This window comes from Aquirufa antheringensis (assembly GCF_023921165.1).
GTDB classification, from domain to species: domain Bacteria; phylum Bacteroidota; class Bacteroidia; order Cytophagales; family Spirosomataceae; genus Aquirufa; species Aquirufa antheringensis.
Map to the genome: position 1 here is coordinate 357,577 of NZ_CP049835.1, position 20,589 is coordinate 378,165.

General features: G+C 44.6%; 19 protein-coding genes. 14 read left to right on the forward strand and 5 right to left on the reverse strand.

Going from position 1 to position 20,589, the window contains the following annotated elements:
* Nucleotides 1-1,152, forward strand: a complete 1,152-nt coding sequence (gene bshA / locus G9X63_RS01700) for an N-acetyl-alpha-D-glucosaminyl L-malate synthase BshA (protein WP_130894881.1) — start codon at nt 1-3, stop codon at nt 1,150-1,152.
* On the opposite strand, the gene folK is transcribed toward bshA, so the two are convergent.
* Entirely contained in the window at nt 1,136-1,621 is a 486-nt protein-coding gene (folK, locus tag G9X63_RS01705; RefSeq protein ID WP_252623607.1) for a 2-amino-4-hydroxy-6-hydroxymethyldihydropteridine diphosphokinase, read from the reverse strand. The two genes, bshA and folK, sit on opposite strands and share 17 nt — an antisense overlap.
* A gap of 30 nt (nt 1,622-1,651) precedes the next feature.
* Here folK and G9X63_RS01710 point away from each other — a divergent pair, with 30 nt between their 5' ends.
* Complete coding sequence (locus tag G9X63_RS01710; RefSeq protein ID WP_130894883.1) at nt 1,652-2,215, forward strand: YqgE/AlgH family protein; 564 nt, start codon at nt 1,652-1,654, stop codon at nt 2,213-2,215.
* Here G9X63_RS01710 and recG read toward each other — a convergent pair.
* Complete coding sequence (gene recG / locus G9X63_RS01715; protein ID WP_252623609.1) at nt 2,212-4,311, reverse strand: ATP-dependent DNA helicase RecG; 2,100 nt, start codon at nt 4,309-4,311, stop codon at nt 2,212-2,214. The genes G9X63_RS01710 and recG overlap by 4 nt on opposite strands.
* Nucleotides 4,312-4,372: 61 nt before the next feature.
* On the opposite strand from recG, the gene G9X63_RS01720 reads away from it, so the two are divergent.
* The 4 genes from G9X63_RS01720 to G9X63_RS01735 are packed head-to-tail and all read left to right on the forward strand — an operon-like array spanning nt 4,373 to nt 7,131.
* Complete coding sequence (locus tag G9X63_RS01720; RefSeq protein WP_252623611.1) at nt 4,373-4,888, forward strand: NADH-quinone oxidoreductase subunit B; 516 nt, start codon at nt 4,373-4,375, stop codon at nt 4,886-4,888.
* Nucleotide 4,889: 1 nt separating this feature from the next.
* Nucleotides 4,890-5,369 (forward strand): NADH-quinone oxidoreductase subunit C, encoded by a 480-nt coding sequence (locus G9X63_RS01725; protein ID WP_252623613.1) that lies wholly within the window; start codon nt 4,890-4,892, stop codon nt 5,367-5,369.
* Nucleotides 5,366-6,241 (forward strand): glycosyltransferase family protein, encoded by an 876-nt coding sequence (locus tag G9X63_RS01730; protein ID WP_252623615.1) that lies wholly within the window; start codon nt 5,366-5,368, stop codon nt 6,239-6,241. Before G9X63_RS01725 ends, G9X63_RS01730 begins: the two co-directional genes overlap by 4 nt.
* A complete protein-coding gene (locus G9X63_RS01735; RefSeq protein ID WP_252623618.1) occupies nt 6,241-7,131 on the forward strand; it encodes a glycosyltransferase family 2 protein in 891 nt (296 codons plus the stop codon). The genes G9X63_RS01730 and G9X63_RS01735 overlap by 1 nt, the downstream gene beginning before the upstream one ends.
* Here the strand turns inward: G9X63_RS01735 and G9X63_RS01740 are convergent.
* Nucleotides 7,121-8,026 carry a glycosyltransferase gene (locus tag G9X63_RS01740; RefSeq protein ID WP_252623621.1) on the reverse strand — a complete coding sequence of 302 codons (906 nt, stop codon included), beginning with the start codon at nt 8,024-8,026 and terminating at the stop codon, nt 7,121-7,123. The genes G9X63_RS01735 and G9X63_RS01740 overlap by 11 nt on opposite strands.
* Nucleotides 8,027-8,084: 58 nt before the next feature.
* On the opposite strand from G9X63_RS01740, the gene G9X63_RS01745 reads away from it, so the two are divergent.
* The 3 genes from G9X63_RS01745 (at nt 8,085) to nhaD (ending at nt 12,463) form a co-directional block, all read left to right on the forward strand.
* Nucleotides 8,085-9,920, forward strand: a complete 1,836-nt coding sequence (locus G9X63_RS01745; RefSeq protein WP_252623624.1) for an ABC transporter ATP-binding protein — start codon at nt 8,085-8,087, stop codon at nt 9,918-9,920.
* Between the two features lie 85 nt (nt 9,921-10,005).
* Nucleotides 10,006-11,208, forward strand: coding sequence for a pyridoxal phosphate-dependent aminotransferase (locus tag G9X63_RS01750; RefSeq protein ID WP_130894891.1), 1,203 nt, complete (start codon nt 10,006-10,008; stop codon nt 11,206-11,208).
* A gap of 1 nt (nt 11,209) precedes the next feature.
* Nucleotides 11,210-12,463: a sodium:proton antiporter NhaD gene (gene nhaD, locus G9X63_RS01755; RefSeq protein ID WP_252623627.1), complete on the forward strand. Its 1,254-nt coding sequence runs from the start codon at nt 11,210-11,212 to the stop codon at nt 12,461-12,463.
* On the opposite strand, the gene G9X63_RS01760 is transcribed toward nhaD, so the two are convergent.
* Nucleotides 12,460-13,131, reverse strand: coding sequence for a phosphatase PAP2 family protein (locus G9X63_RS01760; RefSeq protein WP_252623643.1), 672 nt, complete (start codon nt 13,129-13,131; stop codon nt 12,460-12,462). The genes nhaD and G9X63_RS01760 overlap by 4 nt on opposite strands.
* Nucleotides 13,131-14,435, reverse strand: coding sequence for a peroxiredoxin family protein (locus G9X63_RS01765; protein WP_252623645.1), 1,305 nt, complete (start codon nt 14,433-14,435; stop codon nt 13,131-13,133). The genes G9X63_RS01760 and G9X63_RS01765 overlap by 1 nt, the downstream gene beginning before the upstream one ends.
* A gap of 40 nt (nt 14,436-14,475) precedes the next feature.
* Between G9X63_RS01765 and rsmH the strand changes: the two genes are divergently transcribed.
* Genes rsmH through mraY form a run of 5 tightly spaced genes read left to right on the forward strand, consistent with a single transcriptional unit; the run spans nt 14,476 to nt 20,581 of the window.
* Nucleotides 14,476-15,390: a 16S rRNA (cytosine(1402)-N(4))-methyltransferase RsmH gene (rsmH, locus tag G9X63_RS01770; RefSeq protein ID WP_130894895.1), complete on the forward strand. Its 915-nt coding sequence runs from the start codon at nt 14,476-14,478 to the stop codon at nt 15,388-15,390.
* Between the two features lies 1 nt (nt 15,391).
* Nucleotides 15,392-15,775, forward strand: a complete 384-nt coding sequence (locus tag G9X63_RS01775; protein ID WP_130894896.1) for an FtsL-like putative cell division protein — start codon at nt 15,392-15,394, stop codon at nt 15,773-15,775.
* Entirely contained in the window at nt 15,775-17,925 is a 2,151-nt protein-coding gene (locus tag G9X63_RS01780) for a penicillin-binding protein (protein ID WP_252623646.1), read from the forward strand. The genes G9X63_RS01775 and G9X63_RS01780 overlap by 1 nt, the downstream gene beginning before the upstream one ends.
* Before the next feature lies 1 nt (nt 17,926).
* Entirely contained in the window at nt 17,927-19,345 is a 1,419-nt protein-coding gene (locus tag G9X63_RS01785) for a UDP-N-acetylmuramoyl-L-alanyl-D-glutamate--2,6-diaminopimelate ligase (RefSeq protein WP_252623647.1), read from the forward strand.
* Between the two features lie 51 nt (nt 19,346-19,396).
* Nucleotides 19,397-20,581 (forward strand): phospho-N-acetylmuramoyl-pentapeptide-transferase, encoded by a 1,185-nt coding sequence (gene mraY, locus G9X63_RS01790; RefSeq protein WP_130894899.1) that lies wholly within the window; start codon nt 19,397-19,399, stop codon nt 20,579-20,581.
* Nucleotides 20,582-20,589 lie beyond the last annotated feature (8 nt).

Sequence of the window (20,589 nt, forward strand, 5' to 3'; positions counted from 1 at the left end):
ATGAAAATAGGGATCGTTTGTTATCCGACGTATGGCGGAAGTGGTGTGGTGGCGACCGAATTAGGTAAAGCTTTGGCCTTAGCGGGTCACCAGGTGCACTTTATCACGTACACGCAACCCCCTCGTTTAGATATTTTTTCCGAAAATATCTTCTACCATGAAGTTTCCGTGGCGTCCTATCCCTTATTTGAATACTTGCCTTATGAGTCTGCTTTAGCGAGTAAAATGGTGGATGTGACAGTAAATGAGAAGTTGGATTTAATCCACGTGCATTATGCGATTCCACACGCTTCTGCAGCCTATTTAGCGAAGCAAATTCTAAAATACAAAGGTATTCACGTACCAGTTATTACCACGCTTCACGGAACCGATATCACGCTTGTGGGTCGCGATCCGTCTTTCGAGCCAGTAGTTACCTTTTCCATCAATGAATCGGATGGCGTAACGGCGGTGTCTGAGAGTTTGAAAAATGATACCTATGAGGAGTTCGAGATCTTGAGTCATATCGAGGTAATTCCTAACTTCATTGATTTAAATCGTTTCCAAAAACGCCCGCACGAGCACTTCAAAAAGTCCCTGTGTCCTAATGGCGAGAAGCTTTTAATGCACACCTCTAATTTTCGAAAAGTTAAGCGAATTGAAGATATAGTACGCGTTTTTGCCTTAGTTCGGAAGAAGATTCCAGCTAAATTAGTGTTGATAGGCGATGGTCCTGAACGTTCCGGTATCGAAGCATTGTGCCGCGAGTTAGAAGTACAATGCGATGTCCGTTTCTTAGGAAAGATGGATGGGATTGAGGAGGCATTGTCTTTAGCGGATTTGTTTTTATTAACCTCTGAAAAAGAGAGTTTTGGTTTAGCTGCTTTAGAGGCAATGGCTTGCGAAGTGCCGGTGATTTCTTCGAATGCTGGCGGGATTCCGGAGGTGAATATTCACGGCGTGACGGGTTATGTGAGCGAAATAGGCGATGTGAAAGACATGGCGGCGAATGCCATTAAGATGTTATCTGATCCTATTTTGCACGACCAGATGAAGGCGAATGCGCTAGCTCGGGCACAGGAATTTGACATCGTTAAAATTCTGCCTTTGTACGAAAAGTATTACGAGCGGATTACCTCCAAAAGCTGGAAATTCCCTAAACAGAACGATTAACCTGGCTTTCGTCAGCGCAAGCCGCTAATAGAGCCGTCATTGATTTACGTGATGTCGGATCTTCAAATAAGGGCGCTATCTCTGCTAATGGCGTCAAGATAAATTTGCGTTCCGCAATCCGTGGATGCGGGATGCTTAAATCGGATGCTGCTATAATGACATCACCGTAAAACAGTATGTCTAGGTCTAGTGTTCTAGGTCCCCAGCGCTCTTTACGTTCCCTCCCAAATTGCCGTTCAATTTCGAGTAGTTCCGTTAAACAGGCTTCAGGTTTTAAAGAAGTGCTTACAAGCAACACTTGGTTTAAGAAGTCTGCTTGTGGGATGGGACCCCAGGCTTCTGTTTGGTATATCGACGAGTAAACCGCTATTTTTCCTATTTTTTTTTCAATATGCGGGTAGGCCCCCTCGAATATTTCCCGGGTATTTCCTAGATTGCCGCCTAAAGAGAGGAACAGGTGTTGAGTCATTCCTTAAAATTACGAAAAAAGCGCGATGCAATGAGTTATACCGCAGATGATTTACAGCCAGGGATGCTTTTGCTGGCGGAACCTTTTCTAGAGGATCCGTCTTTTCATCGCTCGGTGATCTTACTTTGCGAGCATACAACGGCGCATTCATTTGGCTTAGTGTTGAATAACAAACAAGAAATAGTCTTCGATTCCTTTGTCGACGAAAAAGTCTTAGAGGACGTGCCCCTTTTTTCTGGCGGCCCGGTGGATCCCACGATTATGCAGTTTGTGCACCGCAGGCCTGATTTAATTCCGGATGGCGTGTTGATCGGTCCGGGGATTTATTGGTCAGGGAGTTTCGAAGTCGCTATTGATAAGGTGGTGGCGGGGGAGATCGGATTCGATGAAATTAAATTCTTTATCGGTTATTCTGGTTGGGGAGCTGGGCAGCTGGAGCGCGAGGTGCGTTCGAATGCGTGGATTCTACATCCTGGGAATGATAAATTAGTATTTGATGAACCTCACGAGCGTTTGTGGAGGAAGATTTTGCATGCCAAAGGAGGGGATTTCAGAGTCCTTTCCACTTATCCAGACGATCCTAATTTGAATTAAGAGATGCGGGCCCAGTTGGTCGTGTCTTTGCGCTGGGTTCTGACTTGCTCTCTAATCATCGCGTATTCGGATTTTTCGAGGTTCGGATCTTCGTCTAAGATTTTTTGAGCCGTTTCTCGGGCTACTTTTAATATTTCACCGTCTTTAGCGAGGTCAGCGATCATGAGGTCGATGGCGCCACTTTGGCGAGTGCCGGAAATATCACCCGGTCCACGCAATTGCAAATCCACTTCGGCGATTTCGAATCCATTATTGGTTTTCACCATCGTTTCGATCCGTTTTTTGGTGTCTGCGCTTATTTTGAATCCGGTCATCAAAATACAATAACTCTGTTCTGCTCCTCGGCCTACGCGACCGCGTAATTGGTGTAATTGCGATAAACCGAATCGTTCTGCGCTTTCGATCACCATAATGGAGGCATTAGGCACGTTTACGCCTACCTCGATCACGGTGGTGGCTACCATGATTTTTGTCTCGTTTTTCACGAAACGAGCCATCTCGATGTCTTTGTCTGCAGGTTTCATTTTGCCGTGTAAGATTCCCAAAGGTACCTCTGGGAACGCCCGCGAAATACTTTCGTAGCCATCCATCAAGTCTTTGAAGTCCATTTTCTCGGATTCTTCGATTAAAGGATAGACAATATAAATTTGGCGGCCTTTGCTGAGCTCGCTTTGGATGAAGGCAAAGACTTGCAGGCGATGGGTGTCGTAGCGATGGGTAGTCTGAATGGGCTTGCGGCCCACGGGTAATTCGTTAATTATCGAAATATCTAAATCTCCATAGAGCGTCATCGCTAATGTCCTCGGAATAGGCGTCGCCGTCATGACTAAAATGTGGGGATGGAACGTTTTGTTTTTGTCCCAAAGCTTGGCGCGCTGCGCCACCCCAAACCGGTGTTGCTCATCTATGATGCACATCCCTAGGTTCTTAAATTGAACAGAATCCTCGAATAAAGCATGTGTACCCACTAAAATCTGTAATTTCCCGGACTGCAAATCCTCATGTAAGCCCACGCGGTCTTTCTTCTTAACAGACCCGGTCAGCTTCGCGATCGTGATGCCTAATAAATCCGCAAATTGTTTTAAACCTTGGTAATGCTGATCTGCCAAAATCTCTGTAGGCGCCATCAAACACGCCTGAGCCCCATTATCAATGGCTAACAGCATCGATATAAAAGCCACAATCGTCTTACCTGATCCCACATCTCCTTGCAACAAGCGATTCATTTGCTTGCCTGACCGCATATCGGCAAATATCTCCCGAATCACCTGCTTCTGGGCATTGGTTAATTCGAAAGGCATATGCTCTTGGTAGAACGTCGTTAATAAGGCGGCTGAAGAAAACACCTGCCCCGGGAAGGCTACTTTTCGAATCAAATTCTGCTTGATCAAGCGCAATTGATTGTAAAATAATTCCTCAAATTTCAATCGGCGACGGGCCTGGTGAAGCCACGTTTCGCTTTGGGGTAAATGAATATGGTATAAAGCCTCCTGCTTGGAAATCAACTTAAACTGAGCGGTAACATCCCCCGGCAAAGTCTCTCTGATGTAAGGAAACGCAATTTCTAATAGGTTTTTTTGTAAGGTGGCGATCGCCTTGCTATCGATGTATTTCTTGCGCAATTTCTCCGTCAAAGGATATACGGGTTGGAAATACTTGCCCGATGCTTGCTCCCCTTTGTAGACCTCCATCTCTGGGTGGGTCATCTGAATCGTGCCATTGAAGCTGGTGGGCTTGCCATAAAACAGGTAGTCTACGCCGGTATTCAAAGACTTTTCGAGCCATTTCACTCCCTGAAACCAGACAATTTCAATGCAGCCGGTTGCATCACAGACCTGTGCAACAATGCGCTGCCGGTGTCCAGCCCCTATTTTTTCTTTGAAGCGGATTCTTCCTACGAACTGTGCATGATCCATTTCGTCCGTGATGGAGGCGATGGGATGAACCACCGTACGGTCCTCGTAGCGGAACGGAAAATATTGAATCAAGTCACCGTAGGTAAACATCCCTAGTTCGGTCTGTAGCAACGTAAGCTTCGCAGGGGTCATCCCACGAAGTTTGGCTAAATCAGTATCGAAAAAAGGTACGAGTGACATGCACGAAAAATTTTGTGAATTTAGGTATATTTACAGAACGATTGCGAAAATAACCCCAAACATGAAGAGTTTTTTAGACCAAGAATTTGAATCCGACGGCTTTGTGCTCAGCAATGTCGAAGATTTATTTAATTGGGCGAGGGCGAGTTCGCTTTGGCCCATGAGCTTTGGTTTAGCGTGTTGCGCGATCGAAATGATGCAAGCCTTTGCGTCAGGCTATGATTTAGATCGTTTTGGGGTATTTCCTCGGCCTTCCCCGCGTCAGTCTGACGTGATGATTGTGGCTGGAACGGTGACTTTCAAAATGGCGGATCGCATCCGTCGTCTCTACGAACAAATGCCAGAACCGCGGTATGTGATTTCCATGGGTTCTTGTGCGAATTGCGGTGGTCCTTATTGGGAACACGGCTACCATGTGGTGAAAGGAGTGGACAAAATTATTCCCGTGGACGTTTATGTTCCGGGTTGCCCACCACGTCCAGAAGCACTTTTAGGAGGCATCATTAAATTACAACAAAAAATCAATCAGGAGACCCTTGTAGCTCCTAAACGTATATTAGAAGCCTTAAACAAATAGGATGGAACTGTCAGCAATTCAAGCATTCTTGCAAGCAGAATTTGGTTTTGAATCCCACTGGGAGGAGGAATTAAGTCGATTGACTTTGCCTGCGGAGCAGATTTTGCCGGTTTGTGATTTTCTCTGGAAAAACCCAGCTACCTACTTTGATTCCCTTTCCTGCATCACGGCTATCGATCAAGGGCCAGAAGCGGATAAAATGGAAGTTGTTTACACGCTTTATTCCATCCCGAATCATATCACCTTGCATTTGCGGGTAATTTTAGAACGCTCGGCACCCGTGGTTTCTTCTGTATCTTCTGTCTGGAGAACGGCGGATTGGCACGAGAGAGAGGCGTTCGATTTCTTTGGTATTGAATTTACAGGTCATCCTGATTTACGCAGAATATTGCTTCCAGAAGACTGGGAGGGACATCCATTGCGGAAAGATTACGTGGAACAAACGAAATACCACGGTATTCAAGTGAAATACGATCGATGAAAATAGCCGGATTTACCTTTATACGGAATGCGGTGAAGAACGATTATGCCATCGTAGAAGCCATCACGTCGATTTTACCCATCTGCGACGAGTTTGTGGTGGCGGTAGGGGCGTCGGAAGATGAGACTTTGGCCTTAATTCAATCGATTCCGTCGGATAAAATCAAAATCGTGGAGACGGTTTGGGATGATGCTAAACGAGAAGGCGGCGCCACATTTGCCTTAGAAACAGATAAAGCGCTTCAGGCCATTTCCAAAGATATCGATTGGGCTTTCTATATCCAGGGTGACGAATGCGTGCATGAAGCTGATTTGCCTGTCGTGAAAGCGGCGATGGAGGCGAATTTGGCTGATTCAAACGTAGAAGGTTTACTCTTTCATTACAGACATTTTTACGGATCTTACCAGCATGTGGCGGTGTCACGGCGTTGGTATAGAAGAGAAATTCGGGTCGTAAAAATGCATCCAGGTATTCATTCGTATAAGGATGCACAGGGTTTTAGAAAAGACGGCAAGAAACTGAAAGTGAAATTAATTCCAGCTCATATTAACCATTATGGCTGGGTAAAACCGCCCGAAGGCTTAAATAATAAGGTGCGTAACTTTACGCAATTCTACCACGATGACGCTTGGTTAGCCGAAAATGTGCCGGCAGATTACCAATTTGATTACGGTAATGCGGAACGTTTGTTCCGATTTGAAGGCACGCATCCAGCCGTGATGGCAGACCGCGTGGCACGATCGAACTGGCCATTCTATTTTGATCCGGTCGAATTAGAAAAGAAAATGACTTTCCGCCGTAAGATTTTGCAGAAGATTGAAGACCTCACGGGGTACCGCGTGGGTGAATACAAAAACTACCGCATGCTATAATGGAAGAGTCGATTCAATTTTTCCCGGCATCCCAGGTGCCTGCAAATCCCTATTTTTCTATCCTCATTCCGAGCTGGAATAATTTAGCCTACTTGCAATTATGCATCGCGGCCATCCGAAAACATTCTACGACCTCTTTTGAAATCATCCTGCATTTAAATGAGGCGAATGACGGCTCGAAAGAATGGGTCGAATCACAAAAGGATATCGCTTTTTCCTACAGCCCGATCAATGTGGGCGTTTGCTACGCGATGAACGCGATGGTCAAACTGGCTCGCGCGGATTATTTCTTGTATTTGAATGACGATATGTACGTGCTGCCTCATTGGGATGGTATTCTGAAAGAGGAAATTGAACTCATCGGTCACACGGAATTCTTTTTATCGGCCACGGCCATCGAGCCTAAAGCCCAAAGTGCTTGTTCCATTCAGGCCGATTTTGGCCGTTCGATAGTCACTTTCGAGGAAGCGAGATTACTAGCAACCTATGATTCTTTACCTTTTGCAGATTGGCAAGGAGCGACTTGGCCACCTAATGTGGTGCACCGGTCGCTTTGGGATAAAGTGGGAGGCTATTCGAATGAATTTACGCCGGGAATGTATTCAGATCCCGATTTCTCTATGAAATGCTGGCAGGCGGGTGTTCGCTTGTTCAAGGGGATTTCGCGGAGTAGAATCTACCATTTTGGATCGATTTCTGTGAAACGCGTGAAACAAAACAAAGGATATTACCAGTTTATTCGCAAATGGGGGATGACCTCGTCTACCTTGTCAAAATACTACCTGAGACGCGGGGATACGTTCGATGGGCCTTTAGTGCAACGCCCGATTCCGTTAACGGTGCATTTGAAGAATCTGTACTACCGATTAAGTCTTCCGTTTAGAAAATAGAAAATAGAAGTTTGAAGCTGTAAAGTAAACTGCCTAACGCCGATTTTCCTTTGTAGGCTAACATCGCTCGGTGGTGTGTAGCGACGGTGAGAAATCTACGTATACGTGCTGCGATGTCAGTTGACGCAAAATCCTGAGCTAATGCCTGCAAAATTTCCCGTTCATCGCTGGCAGGACAACGATCTGCGAGTAAATTAAGTCGCTTCACAATCCGAGCATTTCGCTCCTCTCTCGTGTTATAATTTTTCTTTCCTTTACTCAAATCCGCCCCCATCGTGTTACTGCTGTGTTGGCGGTAATTCACTAAGGTCGTAGGGAAATAGGCAACGCCGTTCAGGGCTGCTGCGGCAAAACCCAGGATATAATCGTGTCCCACATAATCTGGGAAAGGTAAGGCGATGTCGATAATTTCGCGCTTGAAGAGCATCGCGTGCCCCATGGCTTTGGTCCCAAAAACATAGTGCAGCGCAGTCGGATAATCACATAAATGATTCCGATCGGAGAATTTTCCAGTGACAGTACCGGCCGCATTGGTCAAAGCAGAGTCTGCATAGATCATAGAATGCGAACCAATGGCACCTGCTAACAAGCTGATTTTATCCAACATCCACACATCATCCTGGTCCGCTAGCGCCATCATTTCGCCTTTTGCTGCCTTGATTCCGGTTTCGAAAGTGGATAATAAGCCTTGATTGACAGTGTTTGCGACTATATGAATGCGAGAATCAGTAAGGGCATATTTCCGCAAAATCGCAAGTGATGAATCAGAAGAAGCGTCGTCCACAAATACAAATTCCAAGGATGGATAGCTTTGAGCCAACAAGCTGTCCACTTGTTCTCGGAGGTATTTCTCCCCGTTGTAGGTGGCCATCACAATGGAAATTAAGGGCGACATTCGGATATTGTTTCTGAAAATTGTCGTAATTTGACCAAAATTTCGATAAAAAGCCGCATTGAAAACATATTTTCGCTTATTAAGCTACGCCGTTTCGATCCGCAAGTATGTATTTCCATACTTCGGTTTTTCCTTGCTAGCGAGTTTGTTCGGCATTCTTAATTTTACTTTGCTGATTCCTTTGTTGAACGTCTTGTTCAATCAATCGGCTCCGGAGAATATTCAGATTTACCGCGTTTTACCCGCTTTTTCGTTAACTCCCTCTTATTTCTCGTTCTTGTTTAACCACTATTTCTATGGTGCTTTGGAGGATTTTGGACGGATTGGAGCGCTGAAATATGCCTGTGGGGCGATTATGGTTTCGGTGATTTTGTCGAATTTCTTTCGGTATTTTTCCCAAAGAGTCCTCAAAACAGTCGAAGCAGACACCATTGCTTCCTTGCGTCAAGCGGTTTTTGAACGGGCGATTCGCCTAGACCTTAGTTATTTCACAGAGCAGAAAAAGGGCAACCTGATGTCCCGTTTAACCACGGACGTGCAGGAAGTCGAAAATAGTATCGGTCGTGCCTTTACGGCGACCTTTAAAGAGATTTTTACGCTAGTTTTATTCTTCGTTTTCCTGGCGAGTATGTCAGTGAAGCTGACTTTGTTTTCGTTGATCATCTTGCCGCTTTCGGGTTCGGTTATTGCGACGATTACGAGACGTTTACGCCGCGCAGCCGGAGAAGTGCAACAGCATTTGAGTGGAATTATCAGTTTGTTGGATGAGACCTTTGGGGCCATGCGAGTGGTGAAAGCCTTTCGGGCTGAGAAAATGATGGATGCGCGTTTCCAAGCCGGAAACGATCGCTACCGAAATTCCTTGTTGAAGATGGTATTCCGCCAAGAGTTAACTTCCCCTACTTCGGAGAGTTTAGGCGTTTTAGTCGTTACAGGTATTTTATTATACGGCGGTAGTTTAGTCATTAGTGGAGAAGGAGAATTATCGGCTTCGACGTTTATCGCGTTTATTGCGACTTTTTCGCAGGTGATGCGTCCGGCCAAAGCCATTGCGGATGCGTTCAGTGGCATTCAGCGTGGGGTCGCTTCGGCAGATCGCATTATTGAAATATTGGATACGGAATCAGACATCGTAGCGGAGGAGCCGATTACGAAAGTGGAAGAATTTACAGATAAAATCAGCTTCCAGAAAGTCGGTTTCGAATATGTGAAGGGGCGCTCTGTGTTGAAAGAAGTGAGTTTCGATATTCCTAAAGGAAAGACGATTGCCCTAGTAGGCGCCTCCGGTGGCGGGAAGTCTACGCTAGCGGATTTATTGCCGCGTTTTTACGATCCATCGTCGGGTATGATTACCTTGGATGGAATCCCTTTGAAAAACATTCCTTTGGATGACTTAAGAGGCTTGATGGGTATTGTAACTCAGGAATCGGTCTTGTTTAATGATACGATATTCAATAATATCGCTTTTGGGACGGAAGCCACATTAGCAGAGGTGCAAGCTGCCGCCAAGATTGCGAATGCACATGATTTTATTTCGGCGAATCCGGAAGGTTACGAAACGGTGATCGGGGATAGGGGTTCTAAATTATCAGGGGGCCAAAGACAACGCATCTCCATCGCCCGCGCCGTTCTCAAAAATCCACCCATTTTGATTCTAGACGAGGCCACAAGTGCGTTAGATAACGAATCCGAAAAGTTAGTACAAGAGGCTTTGAGCCATTTAATGGAGAATCGCACGGTTCTAGTTATTGCTCACCGTTTGTCTACGATTCAACACGCTGACCAAATTTTAGTCGTACAACAAGGCGAAATCATCGAACGTGGTACGCACGAAGAATTGATGAAGATCGAGAAAGGGGCCTATGCGGTTTTGGCACAAGGTATTACAGCCTAATTTTTACACATTTTATTAGCTTATCCGTCTGCAAAAAAGTAATTTTGCAGTCGATTTTATATACAAATATTCGTTTCTAGATACCATGTCACAAGCACAATTAGCCCAAAGAATTCAAGCATTAGAAGAATCCTCTACGTTAGGGATGACGAAAAAAGCGCGCGAATTAGCAGCTCAAGGTCACAAAGTAATCAGTCTTTCTGTAGGGGAGCCGGATTTTAAAACACCTGCTCACATCTGTGAGGCAGCAAAAAAGGCGATTGATGATGGTTTTCACGGTTATTCTCCAGTGGCAGGTTATCCAGACTTGCGTATGGCGATTGCGAATAAATTAAAGCGTGATAATAACTTAGAATGGGGTTCAGAAAATATCGTGGTAAGCACGGGGGCAAAACACTCCTTAGCAAACGCGATTGCAGCCCTAATTAACCCAGGCGACGAAGTGATCATCTTCTCTCCTTATTGGGTTTCTTACTCGGAGATGGTGAAATTAGCCGAAGGAACTTCAGTAATTGTTCAAGGTGCTTTTGATAATAACTTCAAAGTGACTCCAGAGCAATTCGAAGCTGCAATCACGCCTAAAACGAAAATGGTGATGTTCGCATCCCCTAACAATCCTACAGGATCGGTTTACACAGAATCAGAATTACGTGATATCGCAAATGTGGTAGCACGTCACGAAAATATCTTTGTCCTAGCGGATGAAATCTACGAATACATCAACTTCACACAAGGTGGTCACTTCTCGATCGGATCTATTCCAGAAATCAAAGAACGTGTGATCACGGTGAATGGGGTGGCAAAAGGTCACGCGATGACAGGTTGGAGAATTGGATTTATCGCTGCGGCTAAATGGATCGCAGATGGAATCGAAAAATTACAAGGTCAAGTGACTTCAGGTACGAACTCGATCGCTCAAAAAGCGGCAGTCGCAGCCTTCAATGGTAGCTTAGATCACGCTTACGAAATGAAAGCGGCCTACGATCGCCGTCGCAAGTTAGTGGTAGAAAAATTACGTGATATCCCAGGTTTCAAGGTAAATATGCCAGATGGTGCATTCTATGCGTTCCCAGATATTTCGTATTATTTCGGTAAAACAGATGGTACTACGATGATCAAAGATTCAGATGATTTCTGTTCTTGGTTATTAGCGGATGCTTTTGTCGCTACAGTGGCTGGTTCTGGTTTCGGAGCACCGGATTGTATGCGTATTTCAACAGCGGCAGCAGACGAGCAATTAGTAGAAGCTTGCGATCGCATCAAAGCGGCCGTGGCTAAATTGAAATAAGATGGGAATCGCGTCCATTATTGTCTTTATTCTAGGGTATTTAGCCATTACCTTAGAGCATCTCTTAAAGATTAATAAAACGGCTACAGCCTTAGTTACGGGTGTACTTGTTTGGACAATTTATGCGATTTCTACAGGAGATGCCTCCGAATTAGGTCATCACTTAGCGTCTACTTCGGAGATTTTATTCTTCTTGTTAGGAGCGATGACGCTAGTGGAATTAGTGGATGCCCACCAGGGTTTTTACTTCGTCTCTCGATTGATTAAAACAGATAAGGTGATTAAACTGCTATGGATAGTGGGTTTAATCACCTTTTTCATGTCTGCGGTTTTAGACAATTTGACCACCTCGATTGTGATGGTCACCTTGCTTCGGAAGTTGATCAGCCATAAGGAAACCCGGAAGTATTTTGTGGGAATCGTGGTCATTGCCGCGAATGCAGGCGGTGCTTGGTCACCCATTGGAGACGTAACGACGACGATGCTTTGGATAGGAGGTCAAATTTCGGCTACCGGTATTATTCAAAGTTTATTGTTGCCTTCTTTAGTAGCTTTACTTGTGCCTTTGATTGTTGCTTCTTATGTCTTGAAAAACCAAGCCATTGGTCAGGCAGCCGCTTCAGTTGCCTTAAGTTCGACTGAAGAACGCGATGGAAAGATCATGCTTTTTGCAGGCGCCGGTTCTTTGATAGGCGTTCCTATTTTCAAAACGTTGACACATTTACCTCCCTACATGGGTATTTTATTAGCCTTGGGCATCGTTTGGATTTTGTCAGAACTCTTGCATTCAGAGAAAGACGAGGAGGCGAAGAAACACTTGAGTGTGGGCTATGCGTTGACCAAAATCGATACGTCCAGCATTCTCTTTTTCTTAGGGATCCTGTTAGCCATTGGAGGATTAGAGTCCTTCGGTTATTTACACGCACTCTCGGATCAATTAGCACACGCATTAGGCAATCAAAACTTAATCGTCACCATCATTGGTTTAGCATCAGCGGTTGTGGATAATGTGCCATTAGTGGCAGCTACGATGGGAATGTATTCGCTAACAGACTTTCCGATGGATCATGTCATGTGGGAATACCTCGCCTTCTGTGCGGGTACGGGTGGAAGTATCCTGATTATTGGATCTGCCGCTGGAGTGGCCGTGATGGGAATGGAGAAGATTGAATTCGGCTGGTACCTGAAAAAAATAGGCTTTCTTGCCTTGCTGGGTTATTTCGCTGGCGCCGGTTTGTATTTGTTATTGCACTAAAATCCAATCGACATACTCGCGCCGTAATACGCTGGGGCCACTTGAGGAGTCAAGGTAAAACGATTCAGTTTTTGCCACTGATGACGCACTTTAGGATATAAAAGATAGGCTAATTCTGCCGAAGCGATCCCAATCGCTGAACCCATTAACACATCTGTTACCCAATGTTTGTTGTTAGCGATACGTAATGCTCCTGTTGCGGTAGCCAACGCATAACCTGCTATCACGAACTCGGGATGGGAATCGCGGTATTCATGCGCTAAAACGGTCGCTCCGAAAAAGGCCGTGGCTGTATGGCCAGAAGAGAACGTTTTTTCCGTTCCGTCTGGTCTAGCCTCTGTGATCGCTGCTTTTAATCCCTGTGTAGTCGCTACATAGATTCCAGTGCCTAGAAGAAAAACTCCAGCCTGATCGAAAGCCTCCTCTTTGCTCTTGAATTCAGCGATATTCAAGCCCACATACATCGCTGCAGGTCCGTATTGAATATAGTTATCCAGCGGAGTGACATGACCCTGGGCCACAATTTTCGTTTGAATTTGCTTGGCAAATGGATTGTACGTTAATCCACTGGCAATACCTAAAGCTAAAGGCATCTTCCACTTTTTAAAAGACGGTTTCTCTGCCTGTACAGAAAAAGTAAGTAGGCAAATAAGGGCGATGATTCTCATTATTTTTCGGCTAAAAGGCTCTGAATCGTGTGTTCAAAATCGGAGATCCAGTCTGCATAATATTTCCCCGTACCTGGGCCAGAGAATCCAGTATGGATTTCTCTCACAATCCCTTTTTTGTCGATAATGAACGTAGTTGGATAGCCGTTCATTTTACTCAGCATAGGTAATACTTTCTCGATCGTTTTGTCCTCTGCCGTACCTGCAAAAAGCAGGGGATAGCTGATGCCGATTTTCTTTTGGAAATTATTAATCTTAGGCCCTGATACTGTGATGTCGGCTGAATTCTCAAAGGCAATGCCGATCACTTCCACGCCTTTGTCTTTGTATTTTGTATAGAAGGGAGCTAAATAACGAGATTCGTCCAGGCAGTTCGGGCACCAAGATCCCATTAATTCAATCACGATAACTTTGTTTTTATAGCGATCATCTTGTAGGCTAATTTGTTCGCCTGAGGTAGTAGGAAGAGTAAAATTGATGCGATCGAATCCTGGTTTTAGAAAGCTTAGCTTCTTTAAATCTGGCAAGGCGGCTGCAGGATCAAATTTGGCTTCAACGGTTCTAACTCCGCTTAAACCCGAAGTAAATCTTCCCGTCAATTGCGTGCCCTTCACTTTCGCGCGTAACATGTTTACGCCGCTGCCATCAAAGTAACTTAGAAACAAACTATCCCCGCTCACGTTGCCTTGCAAAAAGCGGTAGTCACCAGATGTGCGTAAAAAGGTGCCGGTCACTTTGTTGCCTTTTTGTTCGAAAACACCCACACCAGGACTGTGGTTAGTGGCATCACTAAAGAAGTCAGCCATCCACTTTCCGCTCACGTTTACGGTAGCAGGTTGTAGGTTAAGAAATCTATCTGCAGGGCCTGCAAGTGCTGAAACGGGTAAGCGATAGGCGGTTTTTCCATTTCTTTTCTTGACGAAATAGCCTTTCATTTCAGTGGCTTTTGTCACTAGAAAAACGAGCTCAGCTTCGTATAGGTCGAATGGGACAACTAATGAATCCGCTCTAAAATAGGATTCTCCTAACGTGGATTTCTCCGCACCATTTACCAGTTTGATATCTAAATTTGCTGATTTTGAACCAGGGTTAATCTCAAATTGAATGGGTAATTCACCGCCATGTGTAGCAAGAGAAGCCCGCCAAAGTCCCGTAACGGGTGCTTGGGCTAAGCTCAATAAAGGAGCAAAAAGGAGAGCAAATAAGGTCTTTTTCATCGTTGAATCCCGTAGGCGTTTGAACAAAGATACGGGTTCGAAACTTGTCACAAAAAAATCATATACAAATTCGTGAATTGATGGCATAGCCGAGGGATAATTTGTATTTTTGTTTTCATCCAAAATTATGCCAGAAAACACCTACCATACCTCCGTCATGTTGCACGAATGCATCGATGGTTTGCACATTGATCCAGCTGGCACGTACGTGGATGTGACCTTTGGTGGGGGTGGGCATTCGAAGGCCATTTTAGCTAAACTCGGTCCAAAAGGCCGGTTGTTTTCCTTTGATCAGGATCCAGATGCTTGGGAGCAAGCAGAGAAAATTGATGATGAGCGTTTAACGCTGATTACGGCTAATTTTCGTCACTTAGAGAAGTATTTGCGTTTACATCGCGTGAAGCAGGTGGATGGAATTTTGGCGGATTTCGGAGTATCTTCCTTTCAGCTAGATGCGCCGGAACGAGGTTTCTCGATTCGCTTTGATGGTCCTTTGGATATGCGGATGGGACCTTCTGCCTCGATGACGGCCGCTGAGTTATTGAACAGCTATTCGGCAGATGAATTGCAGCGCATTTTAGGGATGTATGGGGAGGTGAAGAATGCGCGGACTTTGGCCCAAGCAATCATTCAGGCCCGTACCAGAAAAGCTCTTGAAACGACGCAAGAATTCAAAGAAATTTTGAATAAATTAGCTCCTAAACACCGGGAGTTTAAATACTTCGCACAAGTCTTTCAGGCGATTCGCATAGAGGTGAATCAGGAGCTAGCGGTGATTGAAGAATTTTTAGCTCAAGCACCAGCGGTTTTGAAGCCAGAAGGTAGGCTTGTCATTATGTCTTTCCATTCGTTAGAGGATCGCTTGGTAAAGAATTTTATCAAAGCGGGGAATGTACAGGGGAAAGAAGATAAAGATTTATTTGGGGTGGTGCATCGACCGTTTGAGTCGGTGATTCGCAAGCCGATCACGGCCTCTGAAGAAGAATTGAAATTGAACCCGCGCTCTCGAAGTGCAAAATTAAGAATAGCGTCTAAATTATAACATGGCAACACCCATCGAACCTAAAGAAGCAGGGCCTAAGCGAATCTCCTCTCCTAAGAAGGAAGGGATTTTTGATTCCATTTTCAATATCGATAATTTCACAGGAGGGGAACTTCCGGTCATGTGGGTGAAAAGAATCGCCTTCGTTGCTTTTTTGACCCTCATCAATATCTATTATTCGATGCTAGCTGATGGTAAATTGCACCAAATTCAGAAAGAAAAAAGTGCTTTAGAGGAGGATCGTGCTGATTATACCACGCAAAAAGCGGAGTATATGAAGGTGAGTAAACAAACGAATTTGGAAGAGACACTAAAGCGTTATCAAATCGGGGTGAGTACGCTTCCTCCCACTAAAATCATCATTCAAGTCAATAAAGAGCAATAATGGCGAAGGAGAAAAGACCTAATATTCGGGGCTTAATTACGAGACGTTTCTACACGTTTTTTATCATCATTTTGGCTGTCTTCTTGTACCTACTGTTTAGTTTGTACAAAGTGGTCGTACTAAAAGGGCCCAAGTTTCGCTCAGAAGCCATGGCGACTTATGTGAAAAAGCGGAAGATAGAAGCTACGCGTGGTAATATCTATTCGGATGATGGAAGTTTGTTGTCGACCACTTTGCCTAAATACCGCTTAGGGATGGATCCATCTGTTTTGACGGGGAATGCGAAGGCAGATGAATTCTATAAACAGCATATTGATGGCTTAGCAGCGGCTTTGGCGAATTTCTTTAAGGATCGCACAGCGGATGAATACAAAGAGAAGATTGCGGCAGCTAGACGCAGTGGTCGGACCTATTTGTTGTTGAACAATCGATTGTTAGATTTCCAAGAGAAGAAAAAAGTGTTGAGTTTTCCGTTGTTTAAAGAAGCGAAAAATTCCAATAAATCAGGCGTTGTTTTTGATAAGATTAATGTGCGCTACGCACCCTTTGGCCAAATGGCCTATCGTACCGTGGGGTATTTGAAGGATCTGCGAGATAAGGGGCGTGTGGGGATTGAGAATAGCTTTGACAAGGAATTGCGCGGAGAGTTTGGTGAGGGGATGTACGAGAAAATGGATAATAATACCTGGCGTCCAGAGCCCGGCGATGAGCCTAAGTTGCCGGTAGCGGGTGTGGATTTGCACTCAACTTTGGACATCAATATCCAAGAGATTGTGGAATCTGCCCTACTAAATGGGATGAAGAAATTTAAAGGTAATTACGCGGTAGCCATTGTGATGGAGGTTTCGACCGGTAAGATTAAGGCCTTGTCGAATATTGCGGCTAATCCGCTTTCGCCCACTGGCTATTCTGAAACCTATAATTATGCCTTACTTGAGGCGCGTGATCCGGGTTCTGTTTTCAAGTTGCCATCCATAATGGCCGTATTGGAAGAGAAAAACTATCCGTTGACGAAGATGGTGAATACAGGGGACGGTAAATTTAGACTTTACAATGGGGTGATGTCTGATTCTCATCCACTCGGAACGATTTCTTTAGAGCAAGTGATTGAAAGTTCGTCTAATGTGGGGACGATGAAGCTGGTTCAAGAGGCTTTTGGGACTACTAACAATGAGAAGTTTTATAATTACCTGAAGAAATACCATTTAATTGAATCGCTTGATTTTCAATTGAAACCGAGTAGAAAACCCGTTTTTCCTGTGCCTTCTAAATGGGATGGTTTGCAGTTATTGTGGTCTTCTGTGGGTTATTCGACACAGTATACGCCATTGCAGATTTTAGCTTTCTATAATGCGATTGCGAATAATGGGTACTGGATTCAACCCATAATTGTCAGCAAGGCTACGCGTGGGGATGAAGTGGTGACGGATTACATGGCATCACAGGTGCGTGATTCGAAGCCATTATGTTCTCCTGAAACGTTGAAAAAATTACAAATCATGCTGGAGGGCGTGGTGACCAAAGGAACTGCGAATAACATCAAAGGTTCTGTCTATGGTATTGCCGGTAAAACGGGTACTGCTCAACGTACGGTAACCGGCGCTAAGGGCTATCGTAAGGGAAATTACTACACGACATTTGCGGGTTATTTCCCTGTTAAGAATCCCAAATACTCGATCATTATCGCAGTAGATGAACCGAAGGGTAATTCGGAAGGAACGTACGCTCGTCAAGTAACAGCCCCCGTTTTCAAGGAAATTGCGGATCGAATTTATTTGCGCGATATGAAATTGCAGCAAACCTTGCGTGGTTATTTGCCAGACTCGTTGAACAAGAATAAGTTATCTAGCACGCTTCATCCAGCAGATCAAAATATCTTATTCTCGCATTTAGGTTTGCCTAAAGTGGAGGAAAATGGCCAATGGTTGAACTTCAATTTAGAAAAGAAGACCGTACGAAATCAAGCCATCACCATGACCCCTAAAACGGTACCTAATGTGGTGGGCATGAATTTGCGCGATGCCTTGTTTGCTTTAGAAAATAAAGGATTGAAGGTGCGGGCGAATGGGTTTGGGACGGTGACAAATCAATCCATCCCAGCTGGTACAGCTGCCGCGAAAAATAGTTTAGTCTTTATTCAACTGCATTAAGATGGCGCAAATCACGTTATTTCCAGGAATCGAAATTCAACAGTTGTGCTTTGACTCGCGTCAGGCCAAAGCCGGTTCTGTCTTTTTTGCCATTCCGGGTACACAAGTGGATGGGCATTCGTTTTTGCCTCAAGTGTACGAGCAAGGCTGTACATACTGGGTGGTGGAAAAGATTCCTGCAGAACTTCCTGCCAATGTAACTTGTGTACAGGTTCCTGATTCGAATCAAGCGTTAGCGGAGGCTGCAGCGGAATTTTATGGTCATCCCTCTAAGAAATTGAAATTAGTAGGAATCACCGGGACGAACGGGAAAACCACGACGGTAACGTTACTTTTTGAATTATTTAAGCGACTGGGGCACCGTTGCGGATTGATTTCAACAGTGGTAAACAAGATTGAAGATAAAATTATTCCATCCACACACACGACGCCAGACGCTTTGAGTTTGAACGCCTTGTTAGCGGATATGGTTTCGGCGGGTTGTAGTCATGCCTTTATGGAGGTGAGTTCACATGCTGTCGTCCAAAAACGGATTCACGCTTTGCAATTTTCCGGTGCTATCTTCTCTAATATCACGCGGGATCATTTAGATTTTCACGAAACATTTGATGAATACATTAAGGCCAAAAAAGGTTTCTTCGACGCCCTCCCCGCAACTGCTTTCGCGTTAACAAACGTAGATGACAAGCGCGGAATGGTGATGTTGCAAAATACAGCGGCAAAGAAATATGGTTTTGGTTTATTGAATGCTGCAGATTTTAAAGCGAAGATTATCAGCAACGGCGTAGGCGGATTGCAGTTAGAGATTGATCACCAGCAAGTACACGCGCAATTAATTGGGACTTTCAATGCCTACAATTTATTGGGAATATACGCTGCGGCACTTTTATTAGGCGAGGAATCACATGAAGTATTAGTGCAGATTTCGGCTCTTAAGACAGCTCCTGGTCGTTTCGAGCAATTAGCTGGGTCTCATCATAAGATGGGGATTGTGGATTATGCCCACACGCCGGATGCCTTGGAAAATGTGCTGAAGACGATTCAGGCGATTCGAGATAAATCACAGCGTATTATTACGGTGGTGGGTTGTGGTGGGAATCGCGATTCAGGGAAGCGTCCGATTATGGCGGAATTAGCGGCTAAATACAGTGATTCAGTTGTGTTGACTTCAGACAATCCGCGGAAGGAAGATCCAGAATTGATTTTAGATCAGATGGAAGCGGGTGTGCCGGCTGCCTTAAAGTCAAAGGTGCATCGCGTATCAGACCGAAAGGAAGGGATTTTTTACGCCGTTCGAGAATTAGCTGCTTCAGGTGACATTATTTTAGTGGCAGGCAAAGGCCACGAAAATTACCAAGATATTCAAGGCGTGAAATACGACTTTGACGATAAACTAGTCCTGGGAGAGGCGTTTAGCTAAGTTTGAATTCCCCTCGATTTTTTGCAATTTTATAAATTAAAACCCATTTAGATGCTTTATTACCTCTTCGAATACCTAGACAAGACCTTGAATATTCCGGGCGCCGGCGTATTTCAATACATCACTTTCCGTGCATTTGCGGCCATCATTACGTCTTTGGGTATTGCAGCGATTTGGGGTAAATCGGTGATTTACCGTTTGCAACGTTTGCAAATTGGGGAGGAAATTCGGGATTTAGGTTTAGAAGGCCAAATGGCTAAAAAAGGCACTCCTACGATGGGAGGCTTCATTATTTTGTTGTCTTTATTGATACCAACCCTCCTTTTTTCGAAGGTGACGAACGTTTATATTGTGCTTTTAGTGACCTCTGCGATTTGGTTAGGCGCTGTGGGTTTTGCCGATGATTATATCAAGGTATTTAAGAAGAACAAAGAAGGTTTATCAGGTAAATTTAAGGTCGTAGGCCAAATAGGCCTAGGCATCATTGTGGGTCTAACCATGTACTTTAACCAGCATATCAAGGTGCGAGAATTTGCGGCTGATGGGACCTTCGTAGACCACAAATCGTTATTGACGACTGTGCCTTTTATGAAGGATAACCAGTTCGATTACAATATGTTGCTGCCTAGTTTCATTCCGGACGAATACGTGTGGATTGTCTATGTTTTAGTGGTGATTTTCATCATTACGGCGGTGTCTAATGGCGCGAATATCACGGATGGAATTGATGGATTGGCAGCCGGAACATCCGTGATTATTGGTATCGCTTTGGCCATCTTAGCCTATGTGTCTGGAAATAAAGTTATCTCACAGTATTTGAATGTTATGTTTATTCCCAATTCTGGTGAGCTCGCCGTCTTTTGTGCCGCCTTTGTGGGTGCTTGTATCGGTTTCCTTTGGTATAACGCCTATCCGGCTCAGGTATTCATGGGTGATACGGGAAGTTTGATGCTGGGGGGAGTGATTGCTACCTTAGCGATTGTAATCCGCAAGGAAATGTTGATTCCGGTTTTGTGTGGAATCTTCTTAATCGAAAATTTATCCGTCATCATTCAGGTGGCCTATTTTAAATATACAAAACGTAAGTATGGGGAGGGGCGTCGCGTCTTTTTAATGTCGCCATTGCACCACCATTTCCAAAAGAAAAACTACCACGAGTCGAAGATCGTTATTCGTTTCTTGATCGTGGGGATCATCTTAGCCGTTTTATCATTAGTCACTTTAAAATTGCGTTAACGCAACCC